We start from the raw sequence: 24,831 nt of genomic DNA on the forward strand, positions 1-24,831 counted from the left end.
GCCTGGCCGTCCCCTAGATTCACCGCATATTCGGCTGATCATGAGGGGACCGTTCGCCATGTCCGAGGTGACACAAGAGAAACAACCGGTGGTCACTCCCGTCCGGGTGGTGATCGCGCTCTGTCTGATCGCTCCGTTCGTCGCGATGCTCTGGGTGGGTTCCTACTCCCGGACGGAGCCCACGCTCATCGGCATCCCGTTCTTCTACTGGTACCAGATGCTGTGGGTCGTGCTGTCGACCGCGCTGACGATGGTCGCGTACCAGTTGTGGCACCGCGAGCAGCGCGCCCGCGCCTCCCGGAACGGGGGTGGGGAGCGATGAAGGACGGTGTCAACGGCGTCGCGCTCGCCGTCTTCGTCTTCTTCTTCCTGCTCGTCACGGTCCTCGGCTTCATGGCCGCCCGCTGGCGCAGGGCGGAGAACGAGAACAGCCTGGACGAGTGGGGCCTGGGCGGTCGCTCGTTCGGCACGTGGGTCACCTGGTTCCTGCTCGGCGGCGACCTGTACACGGCGTACACCTTCGTCGCCGTCCCGGCCGCGATCTACGCGGCGGGCGCGGCCGGCTTCTTCGCCGTGCCGTACACGATCCTCGTCTACCCGCTGATCTTCACCTTCCTGCCCCGCCTGTGGTCGGTGTCGCACAAGCACGGGTACGTCACCACCTCCGACTTCGTGCGCGGGCGCTTCGGCTCCAAGGGCCTGTCGCTGGCGGTCGCCCTCACCGGCATCCTCGCCACGATGCCGTATATCGCGCTCCAGCTCGTCGGCATCCAGGCCGTGCTGGACGTCATGGGCCTCGGCGGCGGCGAGTCGACGCACTGGTTCATCAAGGACCTGCCGCTGCTCCTCGCCTTCGGCGTGCTCGCGGCGTACACGTACTCCTCCGGGCTGCGCGCCCCCGCGCTGATCGCGTTCGTCAAGGACACGCTGATCTACCTGGTCATCGCGGTCGCCATCATCTACATCCCCATCAAGCTGGGCGGGTTCGACGCGATCTTCGGCGCCGCCGGCGACGCCTTCGCGCAGGTCAACCCGGCGACCGACAAGCCGCGCGGCGCGCTCGTGCCGGGCGAGGGGGCCCAGTGGACGTACGCCACGCTGGCGCTCGGCTCGGCGCTGGCGCTGTTCATGTACCCGCACTCGATCACGGCCACCCTGTCGTCCGGCAGCCGTGACGTGATCCGCCGCAACACGACGATCCTGCCGCTGTACTCGCTGATGCTCGGCCTGCTCGCGCTCCTCGGGTTCATGGCGATCGCCGCCGGCATCAAGGTGCAGAACGGCCAGTTGGCCATCCCCCAGTTGTTCGAGGACATGTTCCCGGACTGGTTCACGGGCGTGGCCTTCGCCGCGATCGGCATCGGCGCGCTCGTCCCGGCCGCCATCATGTCCATCGCCGCGGCGAACCTCTTCACCCGCAACATCTACAAGGACTTCCTGAAGCCGGACGCCACCCCGGAGCAGGAGACCAAGGTGTCCAAGCTGGTGTCGCTGCTGGTGAAGGTGGGCGCCCTCGCCTTCGTCCTGACGATGGACAAGACGGTCGCCATCAACTTCCAGCTCCTGGGCGGCATCTGGATCCTCCAGACCTTCCCCGCGCTGGTCATCGGCCTGTTCACCCGCTGGTTCCACCGCTGGGCGCTGCTGGGCGGCTGGGCGGTCGGCATGGTGTACGGCACGTGGACCGCGTACAACGTGGCGAGCCCCACGCAGAAGCACTTCGGCGGCTCGTCGGCGGAGATCCCCGGCATCGGCGAGATCGGCTACATCGGCCTCACCGCGTTCGTGCTGAACCTGCTGGTCACGGTCGTCCTCACGTTCGTGCTGCGGGCGGTGAAGGCCCCGGAGGGCGTCGACGAGACGACGGCGTCCGACTACACCGCCGACTCCGGCGACCCCGGGGTCAGCCCCGAACTGCCCAAGGTGGGAACCGGCCACTGACCCCCCGGCCCGCCGCGCCCGGAGGCCCCGCCCTCCCCACCCGCGCGGCCCGGCGGCCCCCAAGGGCCCCGCACCGCCCCGCCGGGGTGGTGCGGGGCCCCTCACGTTCCGCGGGGCGGGGTGGGCGAGGATGGGCGCATGAGACGCCGCCCCGCGCCCCCTCCGGCCGCCCTGGCCCTGCTGCTCCTCCTCGCCGCCTGCGGCACGCGGACGGCCGGTGCGGACGTGCCCGACCGGGCCGGACTGGAGGCCCGCGCCGCCGCCCTGCAGACCCGGCCCGAGCACGTGTACGTGACGGAGGCGGACGGCTTCGACCTGGCCGAGCAGTCCGTGGGCGTCCTCGGCGACGACGGCTTCTCCGCCACGTACGTCTCCCCGGGCGGCGGCGCGATCACCCTCGCCGTCGAGCGCGGCGGGGTCGACGCGGCGAGCTGCGCGGAGCTCCCCGCGGTTTCGGCCACCGGCCCCGCCGGCACCCCCTGCGAGAAGGACGGCGCGGGCTGGTACCGCGCCTCGGACGGCGCCCACGCGTACGTGCGCGCCGAGAACGGGCTGCGCGTCCGGGTCAGCGCCGACCGCTCCGTCGACCGCGACACGTTGCGCGGCGCCGCCGAGCGGGCGCACCGCGCCTCCGACGAGGAGCTGGACGCGGTCCTGCCCGAGCTCCGGCCCGGCGCCGGGGAGCCCGTCGAACGCGGCGACCTGCCGCCCGTGGGCGACGGGGCGCCCCGAAACGACGTGGGCGCGAGCGGCTGATCCCGCCACACTGGGGCCCATGGACGCCACTTGGACCCCACCCGCCGCACCGAGCACCACCGACTTCGCCATCCGCCCCGTACGCCCCGCCGAGCACCGCGCCCTGGGCGAGATCAGCGCCCGCGCCTACCTCGACGGCGGGCTGCTCCAGTACGGGGCCGACGACCCCTACCTCGACCTGCTGCGCGACGTGCCGCGCCGGGCCGCCGAGGCCGAGGTGCTCGTCGCCGTCGACCCGGACGGCACGCTCCTGGGCGGCGTGACGTTCGTCCCGTCCGACGGCAGCCCGTGGGCGGACATCGCGGGACCGGACGAGGCCGAGTTCCGGGTGCTCGCCGTGTCCGGCGCGGCGCGCGGACGGGGCGTGGGCGAGGCGCTCGTACGGGCGTGCGCCGACCGGGCACGCGCCGTCGACGGCTGCGCGCGGCTCGTCCTGTCGGTCGTCCCGCAGGCCCGCGGCGCCCGGCGGCTGTACGACCGGATGGGCTTCGCCAGGGCCCCGCAGCGGGACTGGGAGCCCCTGCCCGGTCTGCCCCTCCTCGCGTACGAGCTGACACTCTGACACAACATGTGGGGGGTGCCGTATCCCGCGCCCCCCACATGTATGCTCGTGCTCGCTGTCGTAGCAGGGGAATCCGGTGCGAGTCCGGAACTGTCCCGCAACGGTGTACCGGTGTGCCCTTCGCGTACCCCACAAGTCCGACGACCTGCCGACAGCGCACCCGGACCGTCCGGCCCGGGTGCCCAGACGTCCGGGCCTCGCGGAGTGGGCCGGCGGACGCGGTCACGCACGCCCCCGTGCCCAAGGGCGGGGTGCGCCCGCTTCCCGCCTCCCCGCCGTGCGGCCCCGAGCCGAGCGAGGGAGAGCCCCCACGTGACCATCGCGCCAGCGGATCCGGCCTCAGCCACCGAAGCCGACGCTCCCGGGACCGCGTTGCTGCGGACCCTGACCGACCTCACCGCGGACCTTCCCGACACCGACCCCGGCCGGGTCGCCGCCGCCGCCCTGCGCGGCCGGCACGCCGGGTCGGACGAGGCCGAACTCCGGGAGCTCGCCACCGAGGCGGCGGCCGGCCTGATCGCCGAGGACCCGGCGTACTCCAGGCTCGCCGCCCGGCTGCTGGCCCGCGCGATCACCGACGAGGCCGCCGGCCAGGGAGCGGTGGCGTTCTCCGCGTCGGTCGCCGTCGGCCACCGCGAAGGGCTCATCGCCGACCGGACCGCCGACTTCGTCGCCCGCCACGCCGACCGGCTCGACGCGGTGATCGACCCGGCGGCCGACGACCGCTTCGGCTACTTCGGGCTGCGCACCCTGTACTCCCGCTACCTGCTGCGCCACCCGATCACCCGCAAGGTCGTCGAGACCCCGCAGCAGTTCCTGCTCCGCGTCGCCTGCGGACTGGCGGAGGACGGCACCGCGCGCGCCCTCGGCGAGGTCGAGGCGCTGTACGGGCTGATGAGCCGGCTCGACTACCTGCCCTCCTCCCCCACCCTGTTCAACTCGGGCACCCGCCACCCCCAGATGTCCTCCTGCTACCTGCTGGACTCCCCCCAGGACGAGCTGGACTCCATCTACGACCGCTACCACCAGGTGGCGCGGCTGTCGAAGCACGCGGGCGGCATCGGCCTGTCGTACTCCCGCATCCGCGCCCGCGGTTCGCTGATCCGCGGCACCAACGGCCACTCCAACGGCATCGTCCCGTTCCTGAAGACGCTCGACGCGTCGGTCGCCGCCGTCAACCAGGGTGGTCGCCGCAAGGGCGCCGCCGCGGTCTACCTGGAGACCTGGCACGCCGACATCGAGGAGTTCCTGGAGCTCCGCGACAACACCGGCGAGGACGCCCGCCGCACCCACAACCTGAACCTGGCGCACTGGATCCCGGACGAGTTCATGCGCCGCGTCAACGCCGACGCCCCGTGGTCGCTGTTCTCCCCGTCGGACGTGCCCGAGTTGGTCGACCTGTGGGGCGAGGAGTTCGACGCCGCGTACCGGGCCGCCGAGGCGAAGGGCCTGGCCCGCAAGACGATGCCGGCCCGCGACCTGTACGGCCGGATGATGCGGACCCTCGCGCAGACCGGCAACGGCTGGATGACGTTCAAGGACGCCGCGAACCGCACCGCCAACCAGACCGCCGAGCCGGGCCACACGGTCCACTCCTCGAACCTGTGCACCGAGATCCTGGAGGTCACGGACGACGGGGAGACCGCGGTCTGCAACCTGGGCTCGGTGAACCTGGGCGCGTTCGTCGCCGGCGACGGCATCGACTGGGAGCGGCTGGACGAGACGGTCCGCACCGCGGTGACGTTCCTCGACCGGGTCGTCGACATCAACTTCTACCCGACCGAGCAGGCCGGCCGGTCCAACGCCCGCTGGCGCCCGGTGGGCCTGGGCGCGATGGGCCTCCAGGACGTCTTCTTCAAGCTGCGGTTGCCGTTCGACTCGCCCGAGGCGCGCGCCCTGTCCACGCGGATCGCCGAGCGGATCATGCTCGCCGCGTACGAGGCGTCCGCCGACCTGGCCGAGCGCAGCGGCCCGCTGCCCGCCTGGGACAAGACCCGCACGGCGCGCGGCGTGCTGCACCCCGACCACTACGACGTGGAGCTGACCTGGCCGGAGCGGTGGGCGGCGCTGCGCGAGCGCGTCGCCTCCGTCGGCCTGCGCAACTCGCTGCTCCTCGCGATCGCGCCGACCGCGACGATCGCGTCCATCGCGGGGGTCTACGAGTGCATCGAGCCGCAGGTCTCCAACCTGTTCAAGCGCGAGACGCTGTCCGGCGAGTTCCTCCAGGTCAACTCGTACCTGGTGGACGACCTGAAGAAGCTCGGCGTGTGGGACGCGCAGACCCGCGAGGCGCTGCGCGAGTCGAACGGCTCGGTGCAGGGCTTCACCTGGGTGCCGGCCGAGGTGCGCGAGCTGTACCGGACGGCGTGGGAGATCCCGCAGCGCGGCCTGATCGACATGGCCGCCGCCCGGACGCCGTTCCTGGACCAGTCGCAGTCGCTGAACCTGTTCCTGGAGACGCCGACCATCGGCAAGCTGTCGTCGATGTACGCGTACGCCTGGAAGCAGGGCCTGAAGACCACGTACTACCTGCGCTCCCGCCCGGCGACGCGGATCGCCCGCGCCGCGTCCGCGACCCCCGTGCCCGTCCAGCAGGCGTCCGAGCCCGACGCCGTCGCCTGCTCCCTTGAGAACCCCGAGTCCTGCGAGGCCTGTCAGTGATGAGCTCCACCCGCGACACCCACCCGTCACCCGGCCACCGCCCCTCATCGGCGGCGCCTCGCACCGGCACCCCCAGACTGCTCGACCCGGGCTTCGAGCTGACGCTGCGTCCGATGCGCTACCCGGACTTCTACGAGCGCTACCGGGACGCCATCAAGAACACCTGGACCGTCGAGGAGGTCGACCTCCACTCGGACGTCGCGGACCTGGCGAAGCTGACCCCCGGCGAGCAGCACCTGATCGGCCGGCTCGTGGCGTTCTTCGCGACGGGCGACTCGATCGTCGCGAACAACCTGGTCCTGACGCTCTACAAGCACATCAACTCGCCCGAGGCCCGACTCTACCTCTCCCGCCAGTTGTTCGAGGAGGCCGTGCACGTCCAGTTCTACCTGACGCTGCTCGACACGTACCTCCCCGACCCGGACGACCGCGCCGCCGCGTTCGACGCCGTCGAGAACATCCCGTCCATCCGCGAGAAGGCCGCGTTCTGCTTCCGGTGGATGGACTCGGTGGAGAAGCTGGACCGGCTGGAGACCAAGGCCGACCGGCGCCGCTTCCTGCTGAACCTGATCTGCTTCGCCGCGTGCATCGAGGGCCTGTTCTTCTACGGCGCCTTCGCGTACGTCTACTGGTTCCGCTCGCGCGGTCTGCTGCACGGCCTGGCGACCGGCACCAACTGGGTGTTCCGCGACGAGACGATGCACATGAGCTTCGCCTTCGACGTCGTGGACACGGTCCGCAAGGAGGATCCGGACCTGTTCGACGACCGGCTGGAGCAGCAGGTCGTAGACATGCTGAAGGAGGCCGTGGAGGCCGAGCTGCAGTTCGCCCGCGACCTGTGCGGCGACGGCCTGCCGGGCATGAACACCGAGTCGATGCGCGCCTACCTGGAGTGCGTCGCCGACCAGCGCCTGACCCGGCTGGGCTTCGCCCCCGTGTACGGCTCGGAGAACCCGTTCGCGTTCATGGAGCTGCAGGGCGTCCAGGAGCTGACGAACTTCTTCGAGCGGCGCCCCTCCGCGTACCAGGTCGCCGTCGAGGGTTCGGTGGACCTGGACGAGGACTTCTGACCGGTCCGCCCCCGGCGTACGGCGGCCCGCGCCCCTCCCCCGCGGGAAGGGGCGCGGGCCGCCGCGCCGTCGGTCAGATGCCGCAGCTGGGCGCCGACCAGTACCGGCTGGGCCGGTGGTCGAGGTGCGTGTGGTCGTTGTGGCCCGGGTAGCCGGGGCCGAGGATCCCGTTGAAGCCGTGGTTGCGGGCCTGCTGCGCCAGCTTGCACAGCGAGTGCGGGCCGGCGCCGAGGTCGGCGGCGTCACCGTACAGGTGGCGGCTGTCGGACGCCCCGCCGACCGCGTTGTTGCAGCTCACCGAGCGGAAGCCGCTGGTCACCGTGATCGGCTGGTCGCCCAGGGCGTGCCGCAGGGCCTCCAGCTTCCACATGGTGCGCAGCGCGTTGGCCTTGGCGGTGGCCGCGCTCACGGCGCCGCCGGACCAGGTGGAGTTGCAGCGGTTGAGTTCGGCGTAGCTGAAGTGGACCGGGGTGCAGTCGCTGTCCTGGAGGGCGTAGATCTTGCTGAAGGTCGCGGGGCCGGCGACCCCGTCGGCGGTGAGCCCGTAGGCGGCCTGGAAGCGCTTGACGGCGGCGGTGGTCGCCGGGCCGTACGAGCCGTCGACGGCGAGGACCGCGCCGTAGCCGGGGTATCCGGAGACCCGGATCTGGAGCTGGGTGACGTCGGATCCGGTCGCGCCCTGCGACAGGGTGCGGGACCAGGTGTAGCAGTCGTCGGCCTGGGCGGGACCGGCGGTGGCCACGACTCCGGCGAGGCCGGCGACGGCGGCCATGACCAGGGACAACAGAAGGCGTGCCGTACGTCTCAGCATTGCGTCTCCCTGTTGTGAGGACGGTGTACGGGAGAGACTGGCGTGACGGTCAACGCGCGTCAACAGCCCCCGCGCCACCGCTGTCCGTCCGCCCGGTGACGGAACGGTGAAGCGCGGGGCGACGGGGACGGCAGGGGCGACGGGGACGGAGGGGGCGACGGGACACGCCCGTGCCGGACGCGGCCGTTCGCCGGCACGGGCTTGTCGCGTCCCGGAGCAGGTGGGGGCCCGGGGGCTCAGTCGTTGGGGACCACGGGGTAGCGCGGCGTGCCCTCGGCCATCTGGCGCAGGGCGTCCTTGCGGTCCCGCTTCGACAGGCGGTCGATGTACAGGTAGCCGTACAGGTGGTCCGTCTCGTGCTGGAGGCAGCGGGCGAAGTAGCCCGTGCCGCGGACCTTGATGGGGTTGCCCTTCACGTCCTGGCCGCGCACGACCGCGTAGTCGGGGCGGGCCAGCGAGGCGTACGCGGTGGGGACGGACAGGCAGCCCTCGTTGGAGTCGTCCAGGACGCGCCGTTCGGGCGGCAGTTCCTCCAGGACCGGGTTGCAGACGACGCCGACGTGGCGCACGCCCTCGTCGTCGGGGCAGTCGTAGACGAAGACCTTCAGGTCGACGCCGATCTGGTTGGCGGCGAGGCCCACGCCCTCGGCGGTGCGCTGGCTGGCGAACATGTCGTCGACCAGCCGGGCCAGTTCGTCGTCGAACGCGGTGACGTCCTTGCACTCCTTGTGCAGCACCGGGTTGCCGACGACCGTGATCGGACGCGACGTGCCGCGCGCGCGGTACGCCTGCTCGCGCTCCTCGCAGTTCTCCGTGTCGACGACGAAGCCCTCGTCGTCCACGGGGAGGGCTTCGAAGCCCTGCTGGTCCGTCTCCTGCTGCGCCATGACCGGTTTCGCGCCTTCCCTTAAATACCCGTTGCGATGTGCCCGTACAGCCTACGGGCCCGGGGGGACGGGCATCAGCAGACTTCCTCCAGATCCCGCCACTCCCGGCTGTCCGGGCTGTCCGCGACCCAGCCGTCCAGCAGCCCCCGCACCAGCCCGGCCGGCGCGGCGATGCCGCACTCCCGCTCCGGCACCCACAGGTCGCCGGCGGTGCGGTGGCCGAGGGGGCCCGGGTGGCCGGGCTCGCTGTGGTCGTGCGGGTCGAGGTGCTCGCCGTCGCCCTCGGCGCTCGGCATCCGCGACTCGGAGCAGGTGCGGCACAGCAGCCGCACGGACGACGACCAGTCCTCGGCGGCGAACCCGGCGTCGGCGGCGAGGCGCTCCAGGGCGTCCCTGTCGGCCTCGGTCGCGGCCTCCAGCAGCACCACCCAGGTCGGCACGGGCGACGGCGCCCACAGCTCGATCTCGTCGAACACGGGGAAGCTGTGCCCGGACGCGGTGGTCCGCTCGCCGTTGGGCACCCCGTCGTGGAGGACGACCTCGCCCCAGCGGCGCCCGGACGACGGCAGCGGGATCGACAGCACCTCGATCCGGGCCGGGTCGAGCCTGCGGCCCCACACCACCTCGGCCTCGCCCTCCGGCGACAGCCGTACGGCGGCGCTGCCCAGCTCCATGCCGGTCGGCTCCCCGCCGGGCGCGTCACCCGCGGGCACCTTCAGGCCGTACGCCTGCCAGGCCCGCCGGGCGAGCGGCCAGTCCTGGAGGGCCGTGGCGGCGATGCCGACGTTCCACCAGTCGGGCGCCCCGGTCTCCTTGTCGAGCAGGGCGACCGCCCGGAGCCCGGCGGCGCGGGCCTGTTCCCAGTCGTGGCGGAACTTGTGCAGCAGCGCCAGGTTGAACCAGGACTCGGAGAGCCAGGGCTCCAGATCGGCGGCGCGCGTCAGCAGCGCGCCCGCGTCCTCGTACCGCCCGTCCCCGATCAGCGTGAACGCGCGGTCGGTGGCCTGCCGCCACGAGGCGGAGGGCCGATGCCGTACCTTCCCGAAGATCCTCACGATTCCCGCCTGCCGGTCGCTGAAGGTCACTGCCCCCGGACACCCTCTCGTTGGCATCCAACCATGCCCGGTCGCACGCCCGCTCATTACCCATGGGTTACCCCGGTGCCGGCCCCTCGACGCCGCCGCGGGCGACGACCCTGACGAGGGATTCCACCACGGCGGGGTGGTAGTCCCGCGCGGTCCCCAGGCGGAGGTGCTCCAGCGCCCGGAGCGCCCCCTGGGCGGTTTCCCCGGACAGGTCGTCGTACGCGTTGACGGCGCGGACGATCCGCGCGGCGACGGGCTGCTCCCGGTACGGGTCGGCCTGCCGCTCCACGACGGCGGCGACGGCCGCGGGGACGCCGGTCTGGCGGACCACGGCGCCGCCGAGGAGGGCGATGCGGCGCTGCTCGGCGGGGGGCAGCAGGGCGGTGGCGCCCTCGGGGACCGGGTCGACGAGGGAGAGCTGGCCGATGTCGTGCATGAGCGCCGCGTACTCCAGGACGGTCAGGTCCTCCCCCGACAGGCCCAGTTCCCGCCCGACGGCCCGGCTGAGCGCGGCGACCCGGTGGGCGTGGCCGGTCGGCGTGTAACCGGCGACCTCGGTGGCCCGGGCCAGGGAGGCGATGGTCTGCCGGTACGTGCGGCGGACGGCGGCGTAGCGGCGGAAGGCGAGCTGGGTGAGGAGCAGCGGCACGCACAGCACGGGGAGCGCCCACAGCCCGACGACGGCCACCGCGAGGGCCATCACGGCGCCGGTCGCGCAGATGGCGGACCCGACGCCCGGCAGGGCCCGCAGCTCGTCGCGGAGGAGGGGCGCGTACGGGTAGCGGGTGCGGGCGTGCAGGAGGAGGGCCGCCAGTACGGCGTCGCACAGCGCGGTCAGGACGAGGACGAGCACCAGGGCCGGCACGTGGCGCGGGTCCGGGGCGGTGTGCAGGGGCCCGGCGCAGACGGCGGCGAAGACGAGGGTGAGCACCCTGCGGGCCAGGTAGTCCGGGTGGGGGCCCCGCCCGCGCGCGATGTGCGGGAAGACCCCGGCCAGCGCGCCCACCACGGCGACGGCGACGGTCTGCGGTACGCCGTGCCCGGCGGGCACGAGGGCGTAGGCGAGCGCCCCGGCGGCGCCGAGCGGCGCGGGTTCCCGCTCGTCGGGCCCGGCGTACCACCGGGCGAGCCCCCCGACGGCGATCAGCACGCCGAAGGCGAGGGCGGCCCCGGGCTGGTGGACGCCGGCCCAGAGGGTCCACGCCACTCCCCCGGCCACCGTCCCGACGGCGCACCCGCGCACCCCCGCCACCACGCCCGGCACGCTCAAGGCTCCCCCCGTCGGGACGCCCCCCGCGCCGGCCCGTGCCCCACCGCCCCGCCCCCGGTGGCGCCGGGGTCCGTCGGCCCTTCGCGAAGGGCCCGGAGGACGGGGGGCCCCGCCGGGGACGGCAGGGGTTCGTCGGAGGTCACCGTCGCCTCCCAGCCGTGCCGGGCGAGGGCCCTGGTCAGGGCGTCGACCATGGCCGGGTCGAACTGGGTGCCGGCGCAGCGGGCCAGTTCGGCCAGGGCCGCGGGGACGGGGCGGGCGCGGCTGTAGGAGCGGGTGGAGGTCATCGCGTCGAACGCGTCGGCGACCGCGACCACCCGCGCCGGCTCCGGGATCTCGGCGCCCCGGAGCCCGTACGGGTAGCCCTTGCCGTCGAGGCGCTCGTGGTGGTGGAGGATCGCGGAGCGCGCCTCGCCGAGGAAGCCGATGCCGCGCACCACCTCGTGCCCGTACTCCGGGTGCAGCTCGATGATCCGCCGCTCCTCCCGGGTCAGCGGGCCGTCCTTGCGCAGCACGCGCGTGGGGACGCCGATCTTGCCCACGTCGTGGAGCGTGCCGGCGAAGCGGAGGACCTCCAGCCGGTCCTCGTCCATGCCGAGCTCGCGGCCGATCATGACGGAGGCGCGGCCGACGCGTTCGCTGTGCCCGCGCGTGTACGTGTCCTTGAGGTCGACGGCCTGGACGAGGGCCCGGATCGTCGCCTGGTGCGCGGCGCGTTCTCGGTGGTACTGGGTGTACGCCCAGCACGTGACGTACATCGGCAGCAGGGTGAACAGCGCGGCGGGCCAGCCGTACGGGCTGCGCCACAGCACGGCCGTCATCAGCCCGACCAGCCCGTGCGCGGCGTGCGCGGCGAGGGACCGGCCGAGGATGCCCCGCCAGGCGGCGCGCGGCGGCACGCGCTCGGCGGTGGCGAGGATGCCGCCGTCGAGGGCGGTCAGGACCACGCAGAACACGAGGACGGCCGCGCCCGCCGGGAGGAGCGCGTACGGCAGGTCGGGAGTCCGGTCGACGGCGGCGGGCCCGCCGAGGAGGGCGGCGGTCCGGGCGGCGGCCCAGACGGCGAGGGCGAGCCGCGCGGCCCGCCAGACGCGTCGGGGCCGGGCGGGGCGCCGGTCCCCGACGGGGGAGAACAGCGCCCCGGGCACGGCGACGAGCGCGGCGGCGGCGGGCGGCAGCAGGAGCGCGGCGGCGAGGAGGACGGGGAAGTAGCACCCGGCGGGGGCGGGCGGGGCGCCGCCGGCGGCCCGGGCCCCGGCGGGGCGGCCGGTCACGCGGTTCGCCGTACCGGCCAGGAGCCGGGAGCGGGCCGGGGACTCGCAGAACGCGTACAGCCCCGCCAGGAGCGCCACGGAGCCCCACGGGGTCGCGGAGGCGGGGGCGAGCGCGGGGAGCGCGCACGCGGCGGCGGCCAGCGCCGCACCGGCGATGTACGCGCGCGCGGCTCCCGGAATGCCCGCCACGACCCCTCCGCTTCCGTTCGCCGCCCGGTCCGCTCGGACCGGGCGCCTGGCTGGCAGGCTAACGAGCGGGTGCGCCGAGGGCGGCGGGACGGAACCGATTAGCACCTTCGGGTGAAAAGCACACGGAACGGGGCGCCGCCGCGGTGTGTCCCGCGACGGCGCCCCGTCCTTCCGTGCCGTGCCGCTACTCCTGGACGGCGGCGGAGACGTCCTGGTCGGGGACGGCCTCCCCGGCCCGGATCATCTCGATCCGCCCCATGACCTTCGCGCGCAGGTCGCTCGGTACGTCGTCGTGCCCGCAGCACCGCTTGACGAGCTTCTTCACGGCCTGTTCGAGCCCGTACTTCTCCAGGCACGGGGAGCACTCCTCGAAGTGCGTCTCGAACTTGGTGCAGTCGCTGTCGGGCATTTCGCGGTCGAGGAACTCGTAGAGGTGGTCCAGGACCTCCGAGCAGTCCGTCTCGTGCGGCTCTCCGCAGCTCATGAGCCCGAGCCTTTCCGGTCGTTCGTGGACTCTCCTGCGCCCGCGGGAACCAGCCCGCGTTCACGGGCGTAGTCCTCGAGCATGCCGCGCAGCTGGCGGCGCCCACGGTGGAGTCGGGACATCACCGTGCCGATGGGTGTACCCATGATGTCCGCGATCTCCTTGTAGGCAAACCCCTCGACATCGGCCAGGTACACGGCGATGCGGAACTCCTCCGGGATCGCCTGGAGGGCCGCCTTCACGTCGGAGTCCGGAAGGTGGTCCAGCGCCTGGGACTCGGCCGAGCGCAGGCCGGTCGACATGTGCGACTCGGCGCGGGCGAGCTGCCAGTCCTCGATCTCCTCGGCCGCGCTGCGCTGGGGCTCGCGCTGCTTCTTGCGGTACGAGTTGATGAAGGTGTTGGTGAGGATGCGGTACAGCCACGCCTTCAGGTTGGTGCCCTCGCGGAACTGGTGGAACGAGCCGTACGCCTTGGCGAACGTCTCCTGCACCAGGTCCTCGGCGTCCGCCGGGTTCCGCGTCATCCGCAGGGCGGCCGAGTACATCTGGTCGAGGTAGCCGAGGGCGTCCCGCTCGAAGCGCGCGTTGCGCTCGCCGTCCGTCTCCTCGGGGCCCTCGACGGACCCCCTGTCGGTCCCAGTGACCGGACCCACCTCCTCCAGCGCCGCGGCGAGACCGAGTGCGGACCCGCTCGAATCGGAGAATAGTCGACCGGCCGCCGACCTTCCCTGTCGATTCTTCTCGCCCGTCACCCGCACAGAGCCGGTCGTCGGCCCGGACAGCACCGTCCAGTCCAGCTCAGTGGCGCGCGACCGGTTCGGGCAGATGGTCGAACCCATGCGACGGACTCCCTCTCCTGGCCTGATGTCGTTCACCGACGGTCAGGACAACAGCGGGGGCCCGCCCGCCATTCCCGACTGCCCCGAAAGGCCCCGGAGCCACTGCGCGACCCCGTCCACGACCGTCCCGAGCGCGTCCTCCTGGGTGGTGGCGGCCCGCTTCGGCACGGCGAAGGAGTGGTCGGCCCACGGCACCTCCACGATCCGGTGGCCGCCGCGGGGGAACTCGGCGGGCTTCCCGAAGGAGTCGTTGCCGCCCTGGACGACGAGCGTGGGCAGGTCGCCCGGCAGCTCGTCGGCGCGGGACCGCTCGGGCCTGCCCGGCGGGTGCAGCGGGAACGCCAGGGCGAGGACGGCGTGGGCGCCCAGGTCGCGGGCGGTGCGGCAGGCGACGCGGGCCCCGGCGCTGCGCCCTCCGGCGACGACGGGCAGGCCGGGGGCGCGCAGGGCGGGCCACAGGTCGCGCCAGGCGGCGTCCAGGGTCTTCGGGGCGGGCGCGAGCTTCCTGCCGGCGACCCGCCAGGGCTGTTCGACGAGGGCGACGGTGGCCGCGGCGGCGCGCGGCAGGTGCGCGGCGAGGGCCTGGAGGTCGCGGGCCTCGATCCCGCCCCCGGCGCCGTGGCCGAGGGCGACGACGAACCGGGCGCCGGGCCCGGCCGCGTACCAGGTGATCCGGGCGTCGCCGGCGCCCGTGGGGATGGTCTCGGTCTGTGTCACGGGGCCATCCTCGCGCGCGGGGACCGGCGCCGGTCAGAAGAGGGTGCTCTCCTCGGGTGCGTCGAGTTCCGTCAGGAGCTCGGGCCCGTTGTTGCGGACGTTGCTGACGGCGGTGGTGACCGGGTACGCCCGCATCAGTCCCTCGGGCGGCGGGGCGAGGAGGGCTCGCAGCTCCTCGACGTCGGTGCGGGCCGGGTCGAGCCAGGCGTCCCAGCGGTCCTCGGTGAGCATGAGCGGCATCCGCGGGTGGATGTCGGCGAGGGAGCGGGGGCCTTCGGCGGGGGCGACGCCGAGGGGGCCCTTCTCGGCCTCGGTGGTGATCACCGAGCAGGTCGCCCGCCAGGCGCCCGGGTGGTCGGGGGGCAGCGTGGGGTCGCGCCAGAACTCGTACAGCCCGGCCATCGCGAAGACGGAGCCGTCGACGGGCGTGACGAAGTAGGGCTGCTTGCGGGGCCGCTTCTTCTTGCCCTCGACCTCCAGCCGCCGCTCGTCGGTGCCGGTGACCCACTCGTAGTAGCCGTCGGCGGGGAGGATGCAGCGGCGCGCGGCGAAGGCGCGGCGGTAGGCGGGCTTCTCGTGGACGGTCTCGGCCCGGGCGTTGATCATCCGGGCCGCGCCCTCGGGGGTCTTCGCCCAGGACGGCACGAGTCCCCACCGCAGGGGGCGGAGCTGGCGAACCGGACGGGGCGTGGCGGCGTCCTTCAGGGGGCGGTCGAGGACCGCGTACACCTCTTTGGTCGGGGCGACGTTCCAGTCCGGTGCCAGGGCCTCCTCGGGCTCCCACTTCTCCACTCCGAAGATCCCGGCGAGGTCCTCGGGCCTTCGGCTGGCCGCGTAACGTCCGCACATACCGCCAAGCCTGCCATGTCCCCGCGTCCCCCGAGGAGTCGTCCGCCCCATGCCCACCACGAAGATCCTCGACGTCGTCCTGGGCCCCCAGCCCGCCCCCGGCCTGTGGCTGGTGGTCGCGACCGCCGCGGCCGCGCTGCTGGTGACGACGGTCAGAGCGCCGTGGCGGCTGGCGCGGGGCGCGGTGACGATCGCCCACGAGGGCGGCCACGGCCTGGTGGCGCTGCTCACGGGGCGGCGGCTGGAGGCGGTCCGGCTGCACTCGGACACCAGCGGGCTGACCGTGAGCCGGGGCAGGCCGACCGGTCTCGGCATGATCCTGACGGCGGCCGCCGGGTACACGGCGCCGTCGCTGCTGGGGCTGGGCGGGGCGTGGCTGCTGGCGGCGCACCGGATCACGCTGCTGCTGTGGGTGGCGACGGCGCTGCTGATCGCGTTGCTGGTGATGGTCCGCAACGCGTACGGGGTGCTGTCCGTCGTGGTGACGGGCGGGACGTTCCTGCTCGTGTCGTGGCTGACGGAGCCGCGGGTGCAGGCGGCGTTCGCGTACGGCGTGGTGTGGTTCCTGCTGCTGGGCGGGGTGCGGCCGGTGTTCGAGCTCCAGGCGAAGCGGCGGCGGGGGGAGGCGCGGGACTCCGACGCCGACCAGCTCGCCCGGCTCACGCACGCCCCGGCGGCGGTGTGGATGTTCCTCTTCCACACCGTGTCGCTGTCCTCGCTGATCGGCGGGGGCCGCTGGCTGCTGGGTCTGTGATCTGCCCGGCCCACTAAAGTGAGGGGCATGACCGATGCCTCCGCGCCCCTTGACCTCTGGCCCGCCCCGCACGCGAGCGGCGCGGTCGACGCGACCGTCTCCGTGCCCGGCTCCAAGTCGGTCACGAACCGCGCCCTGGTGCTGGCCGCCCTCGCCTCCGAGCCGGGCTGGCTGCGCCGCCCGCTGCGGTCGCGGGACACGCTGCTGATGGCGGAGGCGCTTCGCGCGATGGGCGTCGGCATCGAGGAGACGGTGTCGTCCAGCTCGACCGCCGCGGGCGGCCCGGACGACCGCGGGGAGGCGTGGCGCGTCATCCCGGCGGGGCTGCACGGCCCGGCCGCGGTCGACGTGGGCAACGCGGGCACGGTCATGCGGTTCCTGCCCCCGGTGGCGGCGCTGGCGGACGGCCCGGTCCGCTTCGACGGCGACGCCCGTTCGTACGAGCGCCCGCTGCACGGCGTGATCGACGCCCTGCGCGCGCTGGGCGCCCGGATCGACGACGGCGGGCGGGGCGCGCTGCCGATGACGGTGCACGGCGGGGGCGCCCTGGACGGCGGGAAGGTCGACATCGACGCCTCGTCGTCGTCGCAGTTCGTCAGCGCGCTGCTGCTGTCGGGGCCCCGCTTCAACCAGGGCGTGGAGGTGCGGCACACGGGGCCGCGGCTGCCGTCGATGCCGCACATCCGGATGACCGTCGACATGCTGCGCGCGGTGGGCGCGCAGGTCGACGAGCCGGAGACGGGCGGCGAGCCGAACGTGTGGCGGGTCTCCCCGTCGGCGCTCCTCGGCCGCGATCTGGTGATCGAGCCGGACCTGTCGAACGCGCAGCCGTTCCTGGCGGCCGCGCTGGTGACGGGCGGCCGGGTCACGATCCCCGACTGGCCCGCGCGGACGACGCAGCCCGGCGACGCGCTGCGGGAGATCTTCACCGAGATGGGTGGTTCCTGCGAGCTGACGGACGCCGGTCTCACCTTCACCGGTTCGGGTCGGATCCACGGCATCGACGTGGACCTCGGCGAGGTGGGCGAGCTGACCCCCGGCATCGCGGCCGTCGCGGCGCTGGCGGACTCCCCGTCGACGCTGCGCGGCGTGGCGCACCTGCGGCTCCACGAGACGGACCGGCTGGCGGCGCTCACCCGGGAGATCAACGCGCTGGGCGGCGACGTCACGGAGACCGAGGACGGTCTGCGCATCCGGCCCCGCCCGCTGCGCGGCGGCGTGTTCCACACGTACGACGACCACCGGATGGCGACGGCCGGCGCGCTGATCGGCCTCGCGGTCGAGGGGGTACGCGTGGAGAACGTGGCGACGACCGCCAAGACCCTGCCCGACTTTCCCCGGATGTGGACCGAAATGCTCGCGATCGAGGCCTGAACGACATGCGCCGCTACGGCAAGAACGCCGACGAGGACGACGTCCGCGTCCGTCCCAACCGCAAGGGGAACCGCCCCCGCACCAGCATCCGCCCCAAGCACGAGGACGCCGCGGAGGGCATGGTCCTCACCGTGGACCGCGGCCGGATCACCTGCCTCGTGGAGGACCGCACGATCACGGCCATGAAGGCGCGGGAGCTGGGCCGCAAGGCGGCGGTGGTCGGCGACCGGGTCTCGATCGTCGGCGACCTGTCGGGGAACAAGGACACGCTGGCCCGGATCGTACGGATCGGGGAGCGCGCGTCGGTGCTGCGCCGCACGGCGGACGACGACGACCCGTACGAGCGGGTGGTGGTGGCCAACGCCGACCAGTTGGCCATCGTGACGGCCCTCGCGGACCCGGAGCCCCGGCCGCGGCTGATCGACCGGTGCCTGGTCGCGGCGTTCGACGGCGGCCTGGAGCCGCTGCTGGTGCTGACCAAGTCGGACCTGGCCCCGCCCGAGAAGCTGCTGGAGCTGTACGGCGCGCTGGACATCCCGTACGTCGTGACGAACCGCGAGGAGCTGTCCGACGGGGGCGCCGCCGACCGGGTGCGGGAGCAGCTGGCGGGCCGCACCACGGCGTTCGTGGGGCACTCGGGCGTGGGCAAGACGACGCTGGTGAACGCGCTGGTGCCGGAGGACCGGCGGCGGTCGACGGGCCACGTCAACGCGGTGACGGGGCGCGGTCGGCACACGACGACGTCGGCGCTGGCGCTGCCGCTGGCGGGCGCCGGGGGCTGGGTGATCGACACGCCGGGGGTGCGGTCGTTCGGGCTGAACCACGTCGACCCGTCGCGCGTGATCCACGCGTTCCCGGACCTGGAGCCGGGCACGGCGGGCTGCCCGCGCGCGTGCAGCCACGACGAGCCGGACTGCGCGCTGGACGCGTGGGTCGAGGAGGGGCACGCGGACAAGGCGCGGCTCTACTCGCTGCGGCGCCTGCTGTCGACGCGGGAGCGACGCGAGGGCGACTGATTCGCCCGTTTTCGCCAGCTTTGAGGTGGACAAAGGCATAATCGTACCGAGCACGGCGCGAACGGGACGGCACCCTCACCTCCCGGCGGCGAGGGCGTGGGAGGCACGGACGATGGCGTGGCTGCTGGTGGTGGTCGCCGGCCTTCTGGAGACGGGCTTCGCGGTCTGCCTGAAACTGTCGCACGGCTTCACGCGGCTGTGGCCGACGGTCGCGTTCGCGGCGTTCGCGCTGGGCAGCTTCGGGCTGCTGACCCTGTCGCTGCGGAAGCTGGACATCGGGCCGGCGTACGCGGTGTGGACGGGGATCGGCGCGGCGGGCACGGCGGTCTACGGGATGGTGTTCCTCGGGGACCTCGTGTCGACGCTGAAGATCGTCTCGATCACGCTGGTGATCGTCGGCGTCATCGGACTCCAGTTGTCGGGGTCGTCGCACTGAGCCCGCCGCCGTCGCGCACCGCCCCCGGGGGCGCGGGATAGAGTCGGGCGCATGGCCGACTACCACGATGACCTGCGCCTCGCCCACGTACTGGCGGACGCCGCGGACGCCGCCACGATGGACCGGTTCAAGGCCCTGGACCTCAAGGTGGAGACGAAGCCGGACATGACGCCGGTCAGCGAGGCGGACCGGGCCGCCGAGGAGCTGATCCGCGGCCTCCTCCAGCGGGAGCGTCCGCACGACGCGATCCTCGGCGAGGAGTACGGCGTGGAGGGCACCGGTCCGCGCCGCTGGGTCGTCGACCCGATCGACGGCACCAAGAACTACGTGCGCGGAGTGCCCGTCTGGGCCACGCTGATCGCGCTGATGGAGGACGACGGCGACGGAGGCCACCGGCCGGTGGTCGGCGTCGTGTCGGCCCCGGCGCTGGGGCGCCGCTGGTGGGCGGCGAAGGGCCGGGGCGCGTACACGGGCCGCGACCTGGAGTCGGCGACGCGCATCCGGGTGTCGGGGGTGGCAAAGCTGGCGGACGCCTCGTTCGCGTACTCGTCGCTGACCGGCTGGGAGGAACTGGGCCGTCTGGAAGGCTTCCTGGACCTGTCGCGGGCGTGCTGGCGCACGCGCGCGTACGGCGACTTCTGGCCGTACATGATGGTCGCGGAGGGCGCGGTGGACCTCTGCGCCGAGCCGGAGCTGTCGCTGTGGGACATGGCGGCGAACGCGATCGTGGTCCAGGAGGCCGGCGGCACGTTCACCGGGCTGGACGGCCGGGAGGGCCCGTACAGCGGCAACGCGGCGGCCTCCAACGGCCTGCTCCACGGCGAGCTGCTGGGGTACCTGGGCCCGCGGGGCTGAGCGGGCCCGGGCGGGGCGCCACCGGCTCCCGGCGGGCCCTTGTCGAGGTCTCGCCAGTGGCCTTGTCGTGCCCGTGCCGCGCTGCCACGCTGAGAGCCGCCCATCTTGTGCGCTTGTGAACCCCTTCTCGCGGAGGGGTTCCCCAAGGAGGTGGCTCCCCCATGCTCGTCCGCGACGCCATGAGCTCCCTGGTCCTCACCATCGGCCCCAACCACACCCTGCGCCAGGCGGCGACGTTGATGTCGTTGCGCCGCGTCGGCTCGGCCGTCGTCCTCGACCACGACACCCACCGCCCCGGCATCCTCACCGAGCGCGACATCCTCGACTCCCTGGGCGCCGGGCAGGACCCCGACCTGGAGACCGCCGGGGCGCACACCGCCGCCGACGTCGTGTTCGCGGCGCCGGGCTGGGCGCTGGAGGAGGCGGCCGAGGCGATGGCCCACGGCGGCTTCCGGCACCTGGTCGTCCTCGACGGGCACGGCCCGGTCGGGGTCGTCTCCGTCCGTGACGTCCTCCGCTGCTGGACCTCGGGGCGCCGGGGCGCGACGGTGCTGCCGGCGGCGGGCTGACCGCGGACCCGCACGCGGCCGGACACGCGGGAGGGCCGGCTCCCCCACGGGGAACCGGCCCTCCGCCCACGACAAGCGGTCCAGTGCTGTCAGCCGCGCAGGGCCTGGACCGCGGCCTCCAGCCGCTTGCCGAAGTCTCCGTCGGCCTGACGGAAGTTGTTGATGGCGCGGTCGACGATGTCCTCGCGCGACACCTGGGAGATCGAGCCGGCCAGGTTCTCGATCAGACGGCTCTTCTCCTCCTCCGTCATCAGCCGGTAGAGGTTGCCGGCCTGGACGAAGTCGTTGTCCTCGGCGTGGACGGGCGCCGGGTGGTCGCCGGTCACACCGGTCACCGGGACCGGCTGCCACAGCGGGCGGTCGATCTGGTGCGGGCCGCCGAAGCTGTTCGGCTCGTAGTTCTTGGCGCCCTTGTGGCGGCCGTCGTACAGGTAGCCGTCCCGGCTGTTGGTGCGCGCCTCGGTGGCGTGCGGGCGGTTCACCGGCAGGTGGTCGGCGTTGATGCCGACGCGGTAGCGGTGGGCGTCGCCGTACGCGAAGAGGCGGCCCTGGAGCATCTTGTCGGGCGACGGGCCGATGCCGGGCACGAAGTGCGCCGGGGAGAAGATCGACTGCTCGACCTCGGCGAAGATGTTCTCCGGGTTGCGGTTCAGCTCCAGCTTGCCGAACTCGATGACCGGGTAGTCGGCGTGCGGCCACACCTTGGTCAGGTCGAACGGGTTGAAGCGGTACGTCGCGGCGTCGGCGGCCGGCATGATCTGCACGCCCACGGTCCACGTCGGGTACTCGCCGCGCTCGATCGCCTGGCGCAGGTCGCGCTGGTGGGAGTCGGGGTCCTCACCGGCGAGCTTGTTGGCCTCGGCCTGCGTGAGGTTCTTGATGCCCTGGTCGGTCTTGAAGTGGTACTTGACCCAGAAGACCTCGCCGGCCTCGTTGTTCCACTGGTACGTGTGCGAGCCGAAGCCGTCCATGTGGCGGTAGCTGGCCGGGATGCCGCGGTCGCCGAACAGCCACGTCACCTGGTGCGTGGACTCGGGCGACAGGCTCCAGAAGTCCCAGACGTTGTCCGCCTCCTGCGAGCCCGTGTACGGGTCGCGCTTCTGGGTGTGGATGAAGTCGGGGAACTTGATGGCGTCCTTGATGAAGAACACCGGGGTGTTGTTGCCGACGAGGTCGTAGTTGCCCTCCTCGGTGTAGAACTTCAGCGCGAAGCCGCGCGGGTCGCGCACCGCGTCCGCCGCGCCGAGGTTGCCCGCGACGGTCGAGAAGCGCAGGAAGACCTCGGTCTCCTTGCCTATCTCGGAGAGGAACTTCGCCCGGGTGTAGGGCGTCACGTCGGCGGTCACGGTGAACGTGCCGTAGGCGCCCGCACCGCGCGCGTGGACCACGCGCTCCGGGATGCGCTCGCGGTTGAAGTGCGCGAGCTTCTCCAGCAGGAGCTGGTCCTGGACCAGAACCGGGCCGCCGATGCCCGCGGTCTCGCTGTTCTGGTTGTCGGCGACCGGCGCGCCGGCCTCCGTGGTGAGCGGTCCCTGCGTCACGTGCGCCTCCTGCGTGTCAGCAACAAATCCTGTCCCTTGGCCAAAGCCGTTCCCGATCCTACAATGGACATTGTCTAAGTCAAGCCCGCTTCCAAACCAACACCCGTTCGGGACTGAGTCCCCCGCCTGTTAGGCTGAACTGCATGAGTGACCTGTTGGAACGCCTGCGCGGCCGCGGCTGGCGGATGACCGCGCAGCGCCGCGTCGTGGCCGAGGTCCTCGACGGAGATCACGTCCACCTGACCGCCGACGAGGTCCACGCCCGCGCGGCCGAGCGACTGCCCGAGATCTCCCGCGCGACCGTGTACAACACGTTGGGCGAGCTGGTCAGCCTGGGCGAGATCCTCGAGGTGTCCACGGACCGCCGCGCCAAGCGGTACGACCCGAACGCGCACCGCCCCCACCACCACCTGGTCTGCGCGCGCTGCGGCGCCATCCGCGACGTCCACCCGACGGGCAACCCCCTGTCGGACCTCCCGGACTCGGAGCGCTTCGGCTTCACGATCTCCGACGTGGAGGTCACCTACCGCGGCCTGTGCCCGCCCTGCGCGGGCGCCTGACCAGCGAAGACGGCCCGAGGGCCCCCGGCGCGCGCCGCGCCGGGGGCCCTTTGCCGTCCCGGGACCCCACGGGCCCCCTCCTCACGTACGGGAACGCGAAAACACCGAAGGCCGGATCTGAGAGATCCGGCCTTCGGTTTCAGTAGCGGGGACAGGATTTGAACCTGCGACCTCTGGGTTATGAGCCCAGCGAGCTACCGAGCTGCTCCACCCCGCGTCGGTGAACACCACCTTACGGGACGCCGTGGACCAGCGCAAATCCATCACTACGCCGTCAGCTCCTGGTGCAGGGCCTCGCTCAGCCGGGCCGCCCGCTCGGCGACCTCGGCGGGTCCGAGGTCCACGGCGCGGGCGCACCACCGCCGCCCCTCGGCCAGCTCGCCGCGCCGGGCGGCGAGCAGCGCCAGGCGCAGCGCGGCCCGCCCGTGGCCGGCCCGGGCGGCGCGGCTCCACCACAGGGCGGCCTCCCGCTCGTTGCCGTCGCGGGCGAGCAGCAGCCCCAGGTTGAACGCGCCGTTGCGGCTGCCGGCCTCGGCGGCCTCCCGGTACCAGCGGGCCGCCTCCACCACGTCGCCGCGCGCGGCGGCGAGCATCCCGACCCGCACCTGGGCGCGGCGGTGGCCCTGCTCGGCGGCCCGCTCGTACCACTCCTCGCACTCGGTCTTCGGCGCCCGGGGCTGGCCGAGCGTGTGCGGCTCGGGCGGCGGCTGCCGCGCGTCGAGGACGGTGGCCAGCCGGAACGCCGCCTCGGCGCTGCCGCCGCCGGCGGCGCACCGCAGGTGCCGCTCGGCCTCCCGCTCGTCGCCGTCGCGGAGCCGGGCCATGCCGACCTGGAGGGCGGCCTCCGTGTGCCCGGCCGCCGCGGCCCGCTCGTACCAGCTCAGCGCCGTACGGTCGTCGTCGCGGCCGGCGTAGAGGATGCCGAGGTTGAACGCGGCGTCGACGCTGCCCGCCTCGGCGGCCTTGGAGAACCACGGCTCCGCCCCGTGCGGGTCGCCCGCCTGGAGCAGGAGGATCGCCAGGGCGTTCGCCGCCTCGCGGTGGCCGGCGTACGCGGCGCGCCGGTACCACTGCTCGGCCTGGGCGGTGCGGCCCTGGGCGGCGAACAGCAGCCCGAGGTTGTAGGCGCCGTTCACGTCTCCCGCGTCCGTGGCGGCGCGGTACCAGCGCTCGGCGGTCTGGTACTCGCCGCGGGCGGCGTGCAGGGCGCCCAGCGCGTTGGCGGCGTTGCCGTCGCCGTCCTGGGCGGCGCGCAGCCACCACACGGCGGCGCTCTCCTCGTCGCCCGCGTCGCGCAGCAGGAACCCGAGGGCGCAGGCGGCGCGCGGCTCGCCGTCCTTCGCGGCCGTCAGGTACCAGCGGCCGGCCTCCTTCACCTCGCCGCGCTTCTCCAGGATCGCGCCGAGGTGCAGCGCGGCCCTGCGGTGGCCGCGCGCGGCGGCCTGCCGGTACCACTGCTCGACGCTGTCGGCGGTGTCGCCGGCCGCCCCGGCCTCACCCGTACGGGGGTCGGTCCCGCGCCGGTCGGCCTGCCGCTCCAGGGCGCGGGCGAGCCGGTACGCGGCCTCGCGGTGGCCCTGCTCGGCGGCGACGCGCAGCCAGCGCTCGGAGCCGGCGTCGCCGCGGTGCTCCATGAGGTCGGCCAGGGCGTACGCGCCGAGGGCGTGGCCCTGCTCGGCGGACTGGCGCAGCCAGTACTCGGCGGCGGGCTCGTCGCCGCGCTCCCGGTGGTGGCGGCCGAGGGCGTGGGCCGCGGCGGCGGAACCGGCGACGGCGGCGACGCGCCACCAGCCGGCGGCCTCGTCGGGGTAGCCGCGCTGGTGGAGGAGGACACCCAGGTTGTTGGCGGCGGCGCGGTCGCCGGCCGCGGTGGCGGCGCGCAGGTAGGGCTCGGCGCCGTCCAGGTCGCCGCGGCGCAGCAGCATGGCACCGAGGACGCTCATCGACGCGGTGTCCCCGCCGTCGGCGGCACGGCGGTGCCGCGCCTCGGACTCGACGGTGTCGGCGGTGGCCTCCGCGAAGTCCATCGCGGCGTCCATCGCGGCGGCGCTCCATCCCCCCGCGGCCTCCGGTGCGGCGTCGGCGTGGTCGATCGCCTCCCCGGTCCCTCCGGCGTGCCGTCGCTCGAACCGCCCAGTCTCCAATAGCGCCGCCCTGTCCCCCATACGTACCATCGTCGCACCACCCGCAACCCGCCTACACCTGGTATATCGCACCCAGTGAGGTCACTTCAGCGTTTTGTCGACATGCCCACAGAGAGATAAGTCAAACACGTCACACGCCAACTCCCCCGCCGGACACGACTTTCGGGCCGCACACATGACCAGGGCC

At 73.6% G+C, this 24,831-nt stretch carries 24 protein-coding genes, 1 tRNA gene and 1 riboswitch; of the genes, 13 read left to right on the forward strand and 12 right to left on the reverse strand.

The window, feature by feature from the left end:
* Nucleotides 1-58 precede the first annotated feature (58 nt).
* From RND61_RS01470 to RND61_RS01495, 6 genes are all read left to right on the forward strand, one after another.
* Nucleotides 59-322: a DUF3311 domain-containing protein gene (locus tag RND61_RS01470; RefSeq protein ID WP_315875880.1), complete on the forward strand. Its 264-nt coding sequence runs from the start codon at nt 59-61 to the stop codon at nt 320-322.
* Nucleotides 319-1,941 carry a monocarboxylate uptake permease MctP gene (gene mctP, locus RND61_RS01475; protein ID WP_315875756.1) on the forward strand — a complete coding sequence of 541 codons (1,623 nt, stop codon included), beginning with the start codon at nt 319-321 and terminating at the stop codon, nt 1,939-1,941. Before RND61_RS01470 ends, mctP begins: the two co-directional genes overlap by 4 nt.
* A 138-nt stretch (nt 1,942-2,079) precedes the next feature.
* Complete coding sequence (locus RND61_RS01480) at nt 2,080-2,697, forward strand: hypothetical protein (protein WP_315875757.1); 618 nt, start codon at nt 2,080-2,082, stop codon at nt 2,695-2,697.
* 19 nt (nt 2,698-2,716) lie between these two features.
* Nucleotides 2,717-3,259: a GNAT family N-acetyltransferase gene (locus RND61_RS01485; RefSeq protein ID WP_315875758.1), complete on the forward strand. Its 543-nt coding sequence runs from the start codon at nt 2,717-2,719 to the stop codon at nt 3,257-3,259.
* Between the two features lie 32 nt (nt 3,260-3,291).
* A riboswitch (cobalamin riboswitch) is annotated at nt 3,292-3,426 on the forward strand.
* 145 nt (nt 3,427-3,571) lie between these two features.
* Complete coding sequence (locus RND61_RS01490) at nt 3,572-5,920, forward strand: ribonucleoside-diphosphate reductase subunit alpha (RefSeq protein WP_315875759.1); 2,349 nt, start codon at nt 3,572-3,574, stop codon at nt 5,918-5,920.
* Nucleotides 5,920-6,990, forward strand: coding sequence for a ribonucleotide-diphosphate reductase subunit beta (locus RND61_RS01495; RefSeq protein ID WP_315875760.1), 1,071 nt, complete (start codon nt 5,920-5,922; stop codon nt 6,988-6,990). The genes RND61_RS01490 and RND61_RS01495 overlap by 1 nt, the downstream gene beginning before the upstream one ends.
* A 73-nt stretch (nt 6,991-7,063) precedes the next feature.
* On the opposite strand, the gene RND61_RS01500 is transcribed toward RND61_RS01495, so the two are convergent.
* The 9 genes from RND61_RS01500 to RND61_RS01540 all read right to left on the reverse strand — a co-directional run bounded on the left by RND61_RS01500 (nt 7,064) and on the right by RND61_RS01540 (nt 15,395).
* A complete protein-coding gene (locus RND61_RS01500) occupies nt 7,064-7,801 on the reverse strand; it encodes a D-Ala-D-Ala carboxypeptidase family metallohydrolase (protein ID WP_315875761.1) in 738 nt (245 codons plus the stop codon).
* A gap of 236 nt (nt 7,802-8,037) precedes the next feature.
* The gene (def, locus tag RND61_RS01505) at nt 8,038-8,688 is read right to left on the reverse strand and encodes a peptide deformylase (protein ID WP_315875762.1); all 651 of its coding nucleotides are present in this window, start codon (nt 8,686-8,688) and stop codon (nt 8,038-8,040) included.
* Between the two features lie 74 nt (nt 8,689-8,762).
* Nucleotides 8,763-9,743, reverse strand: coding sequence for a tetratricopeptide repeat protein (locus RND61_RS01510; protein WP_315875881.1), 981 nt, complete (start codon nt 9,741-9,743; stop codon nt 8,763-8,765).
* 97 nt (nt 9,744-9,840) lie between these two features.
* Nucleotides 9,841-11,043, reverse strand: coding sequence for an HD-GYP domain-containing protein (locus tag RND61_RS01515; protein ID WP_391652648.1), 1,203 nt, complete (start codon nt 11,041-11,043; stop codon nt 9,841-9,843).
* A complete protein-coding gene (locus RND61_RS01520; RefSeq protein ID WP_315875763.1) occupies nt 11,040-12,506 on the reverse strand; it encodes an HD-GYP domain-containing protein in 1,467 nt (488 codons plus the stop codon). The genes RND61_RS01515 and RND61_RS01520 overlap by 4 nt, the downstream gene beginning before the upstream one ends.
* A gap of 184 nt (nt 12,507-12,690) precedes the next feature.
* Entirely contained in the window at nt 12,691-12,990 is a 300-nt protein-coding gene (gene rsrA / locus RND61_RS01525; RefSeq protein ID WP_315875764.1) for a mycothiol system anti-sigma-R factor, read from the reverse strand.
* The gene (locus RND61_RS01530; protein WP_189529910.1) at nt 12,987-13,643 is read right to left on the reverse strand and encodes a sigma-70 family RNA polymerase sigma factor; all 657 of its coding nucleotides are present in this window, start codon (nt 13,641-13,643) and stop codon (nt 12,987-12,989) included. Before RND61_RS01530 ends, rsrA begins: the two co-directional genes overlap by 4 nt.
* 228 nt (nt 13,644-13,871) lie before the next feature.
* Complete coding sequence (locus RND61_RS01535; RefSeq protein WP_315875766.1) at nt 13,872-14,546, reverse strand: alpha/beta hydrolase family protein; 675 nt, start codon at nt 14,544-14,546, stop codon at nt 13,872-13,874.
* Nucleotides 14,547-14,579: 33 nt separating this feature from the next.
* The gene (locus tag RND61_RS01540; RefSeq protein ID WP_315875767.1) at nt 14,580-15,395 is read right to left on the reverse strand and encodes an SOS response-associated peptidase; all 816 of its coding nucleotides are present in this window, start codon (nt 15,393-15,395) and stop codon (nt 14,580-14,582) included.
* Between the two features lie 49 nt (nt 15,396-15,444).
* On the opposite strand from RND61_RS01540, the gene RND61_RS01545 reads away from it, so the two are divergent.
* The 6 genes from RND61_RS01545 to RND61_RS01570 all read left to right on the forward strand — a co-directional run bounded on the left by RND61_RS01545 (nt 15,445) and on the right by RND61_RS01570 (nt 20,399).
* A complete protein-coding gene (locus tag RND61_RS01545) occupies nt 15,445-16,149 on the forward strand; it encodes a M50 family metallopeptidase (protein ID WP_315875768.1) in 705 nt (234 codons plus the stop codon).
* Between the two features lie 27 nt (nt 16,150-16,176).
* On the forward strand, nt 16,177-17,523 hold the full coding sequence (gene aroA / locus RND61_RS01550) for a 3-phosphoshikimate 1-carboxyvinyltransferase (protein WP_315875769.1): 1,347 nt from the start codon (nt 16,177-16,179) through the stop codon (nt 17,521-17,523).
* A 5-nt stretch (nt 17,524-17,528) separates the two neighbouring features.
* Entirely contained in the window at nt 17,529-18,539 is a 1,011-nt protein-coding gene (rsgA, locus tag RND61_RS01555) for a ribosome small subunit-dependent GTPase A (protein WP_315875770.1), read from the forward strand.
* 112 nt (nt 18,540-18,651) lie between these two features.
* Nucleotides 18,652-18,975: a DMT family transporter gene (locus tag RND61_RS01560; RefSeq protein ID WP_315875771.1), complete on the forward strand. Its 324-nt coding sequence runs from the start codon at nt 18,652-18,654 to the stop codon at nt 18,973-18,975.
* Nucleotides 18,976-19,026: 51 nt separating this feature from the next.
* Nucleotides 19,027-19,830 (forward strand): histidinol-phosphatase, encoded by an 804-nt coding sequence (gene hisN / locus RND61_RS01565; RefSeq protein ID WP_315875772.1) that lies wholly within the window; start codon nt 19,027-19,029, stop codon nt 19,828-19,830.
* Between the two features lie 161 nt (nt 19,831-19,991).
* Complete coding sequence (locus tag RND61_RS01570) at nt 19,992-20,399, forward strand: CBS domain-containing protein (protein ID WP_315875773.1); 408 nt, start codon at nt 19,992-19,994, stop codon at nt 20,397-20,399.
* Nucleotides 20,400-20,488: 89 nt separating this feature from the next.
* Here RND61_RS01570 and RND61_RS01575 read toward each other — a convergent pair whose 3' ends face one another.
* Nucleotides 20,489-21,940, reverse strand: coding sequence for a catalase (locus tag RND61_RS01575; protein ID WP_315875774.1), 1,452 nt, complete (start codon nt 21,938-21,940; stop codon nt 20,489-20,491).
* 143 nt (nt 21,941-22,083) lie between these two features.
* Here RND61_RS01575 and RND61_RS01580 point away from each other — a divergent pair, with 143 nt between their 5' ends.
* Nucleotides 22,084-22,500, forward strand: a complete 417-nt coding sequence (locus RND61_RS01580; RefSeq protein ID WP_315875775.1) for a Fur family transcriptional regulator — start codon at nt 22,084-22,086, stop codon at nt 22,498-22,500.
* A 143-nt stretch (nt 22,501-22,643) separates the two neighbouring features.
* Here the strand turns inward: RND61_RS01580 and RND61_RS01585 are convergent.
* Both RND61_RS01585 and RND61_RS01590 read right to left on the reverse strand, forming a co-directional pair.
* Nucleotides 22,644-22,717: transfer RNA gene (locus tag RND61_RS01585), tRNA-Met, on the reverse strand.
* Between the two features lie 49 nt (nt 22,718-22,766).
* Nucleotides 22,767-24,674, reverse strand: a complete 1,908-nt coding sequence (locus RND61_RS01590) for a tetratricopeptide repeat protein (RefSeq protein WP_315875776.1) — start codon at nt 24,672-24,674, stop codon at nt 22,767-22,769.
* Nucleotides 24,675-24,831 lie beyond the last annotated feature (157 nt).

The sequence above is a fragment of the Streptomyces tamarix genome (assembly GCF_032423885.1).
GTDB lineage: Bacteria > Actinomycetota > Actinomycetes > Streptomycetales > Streptomycetaceae > Streptomyces > Streptomyces tamarix.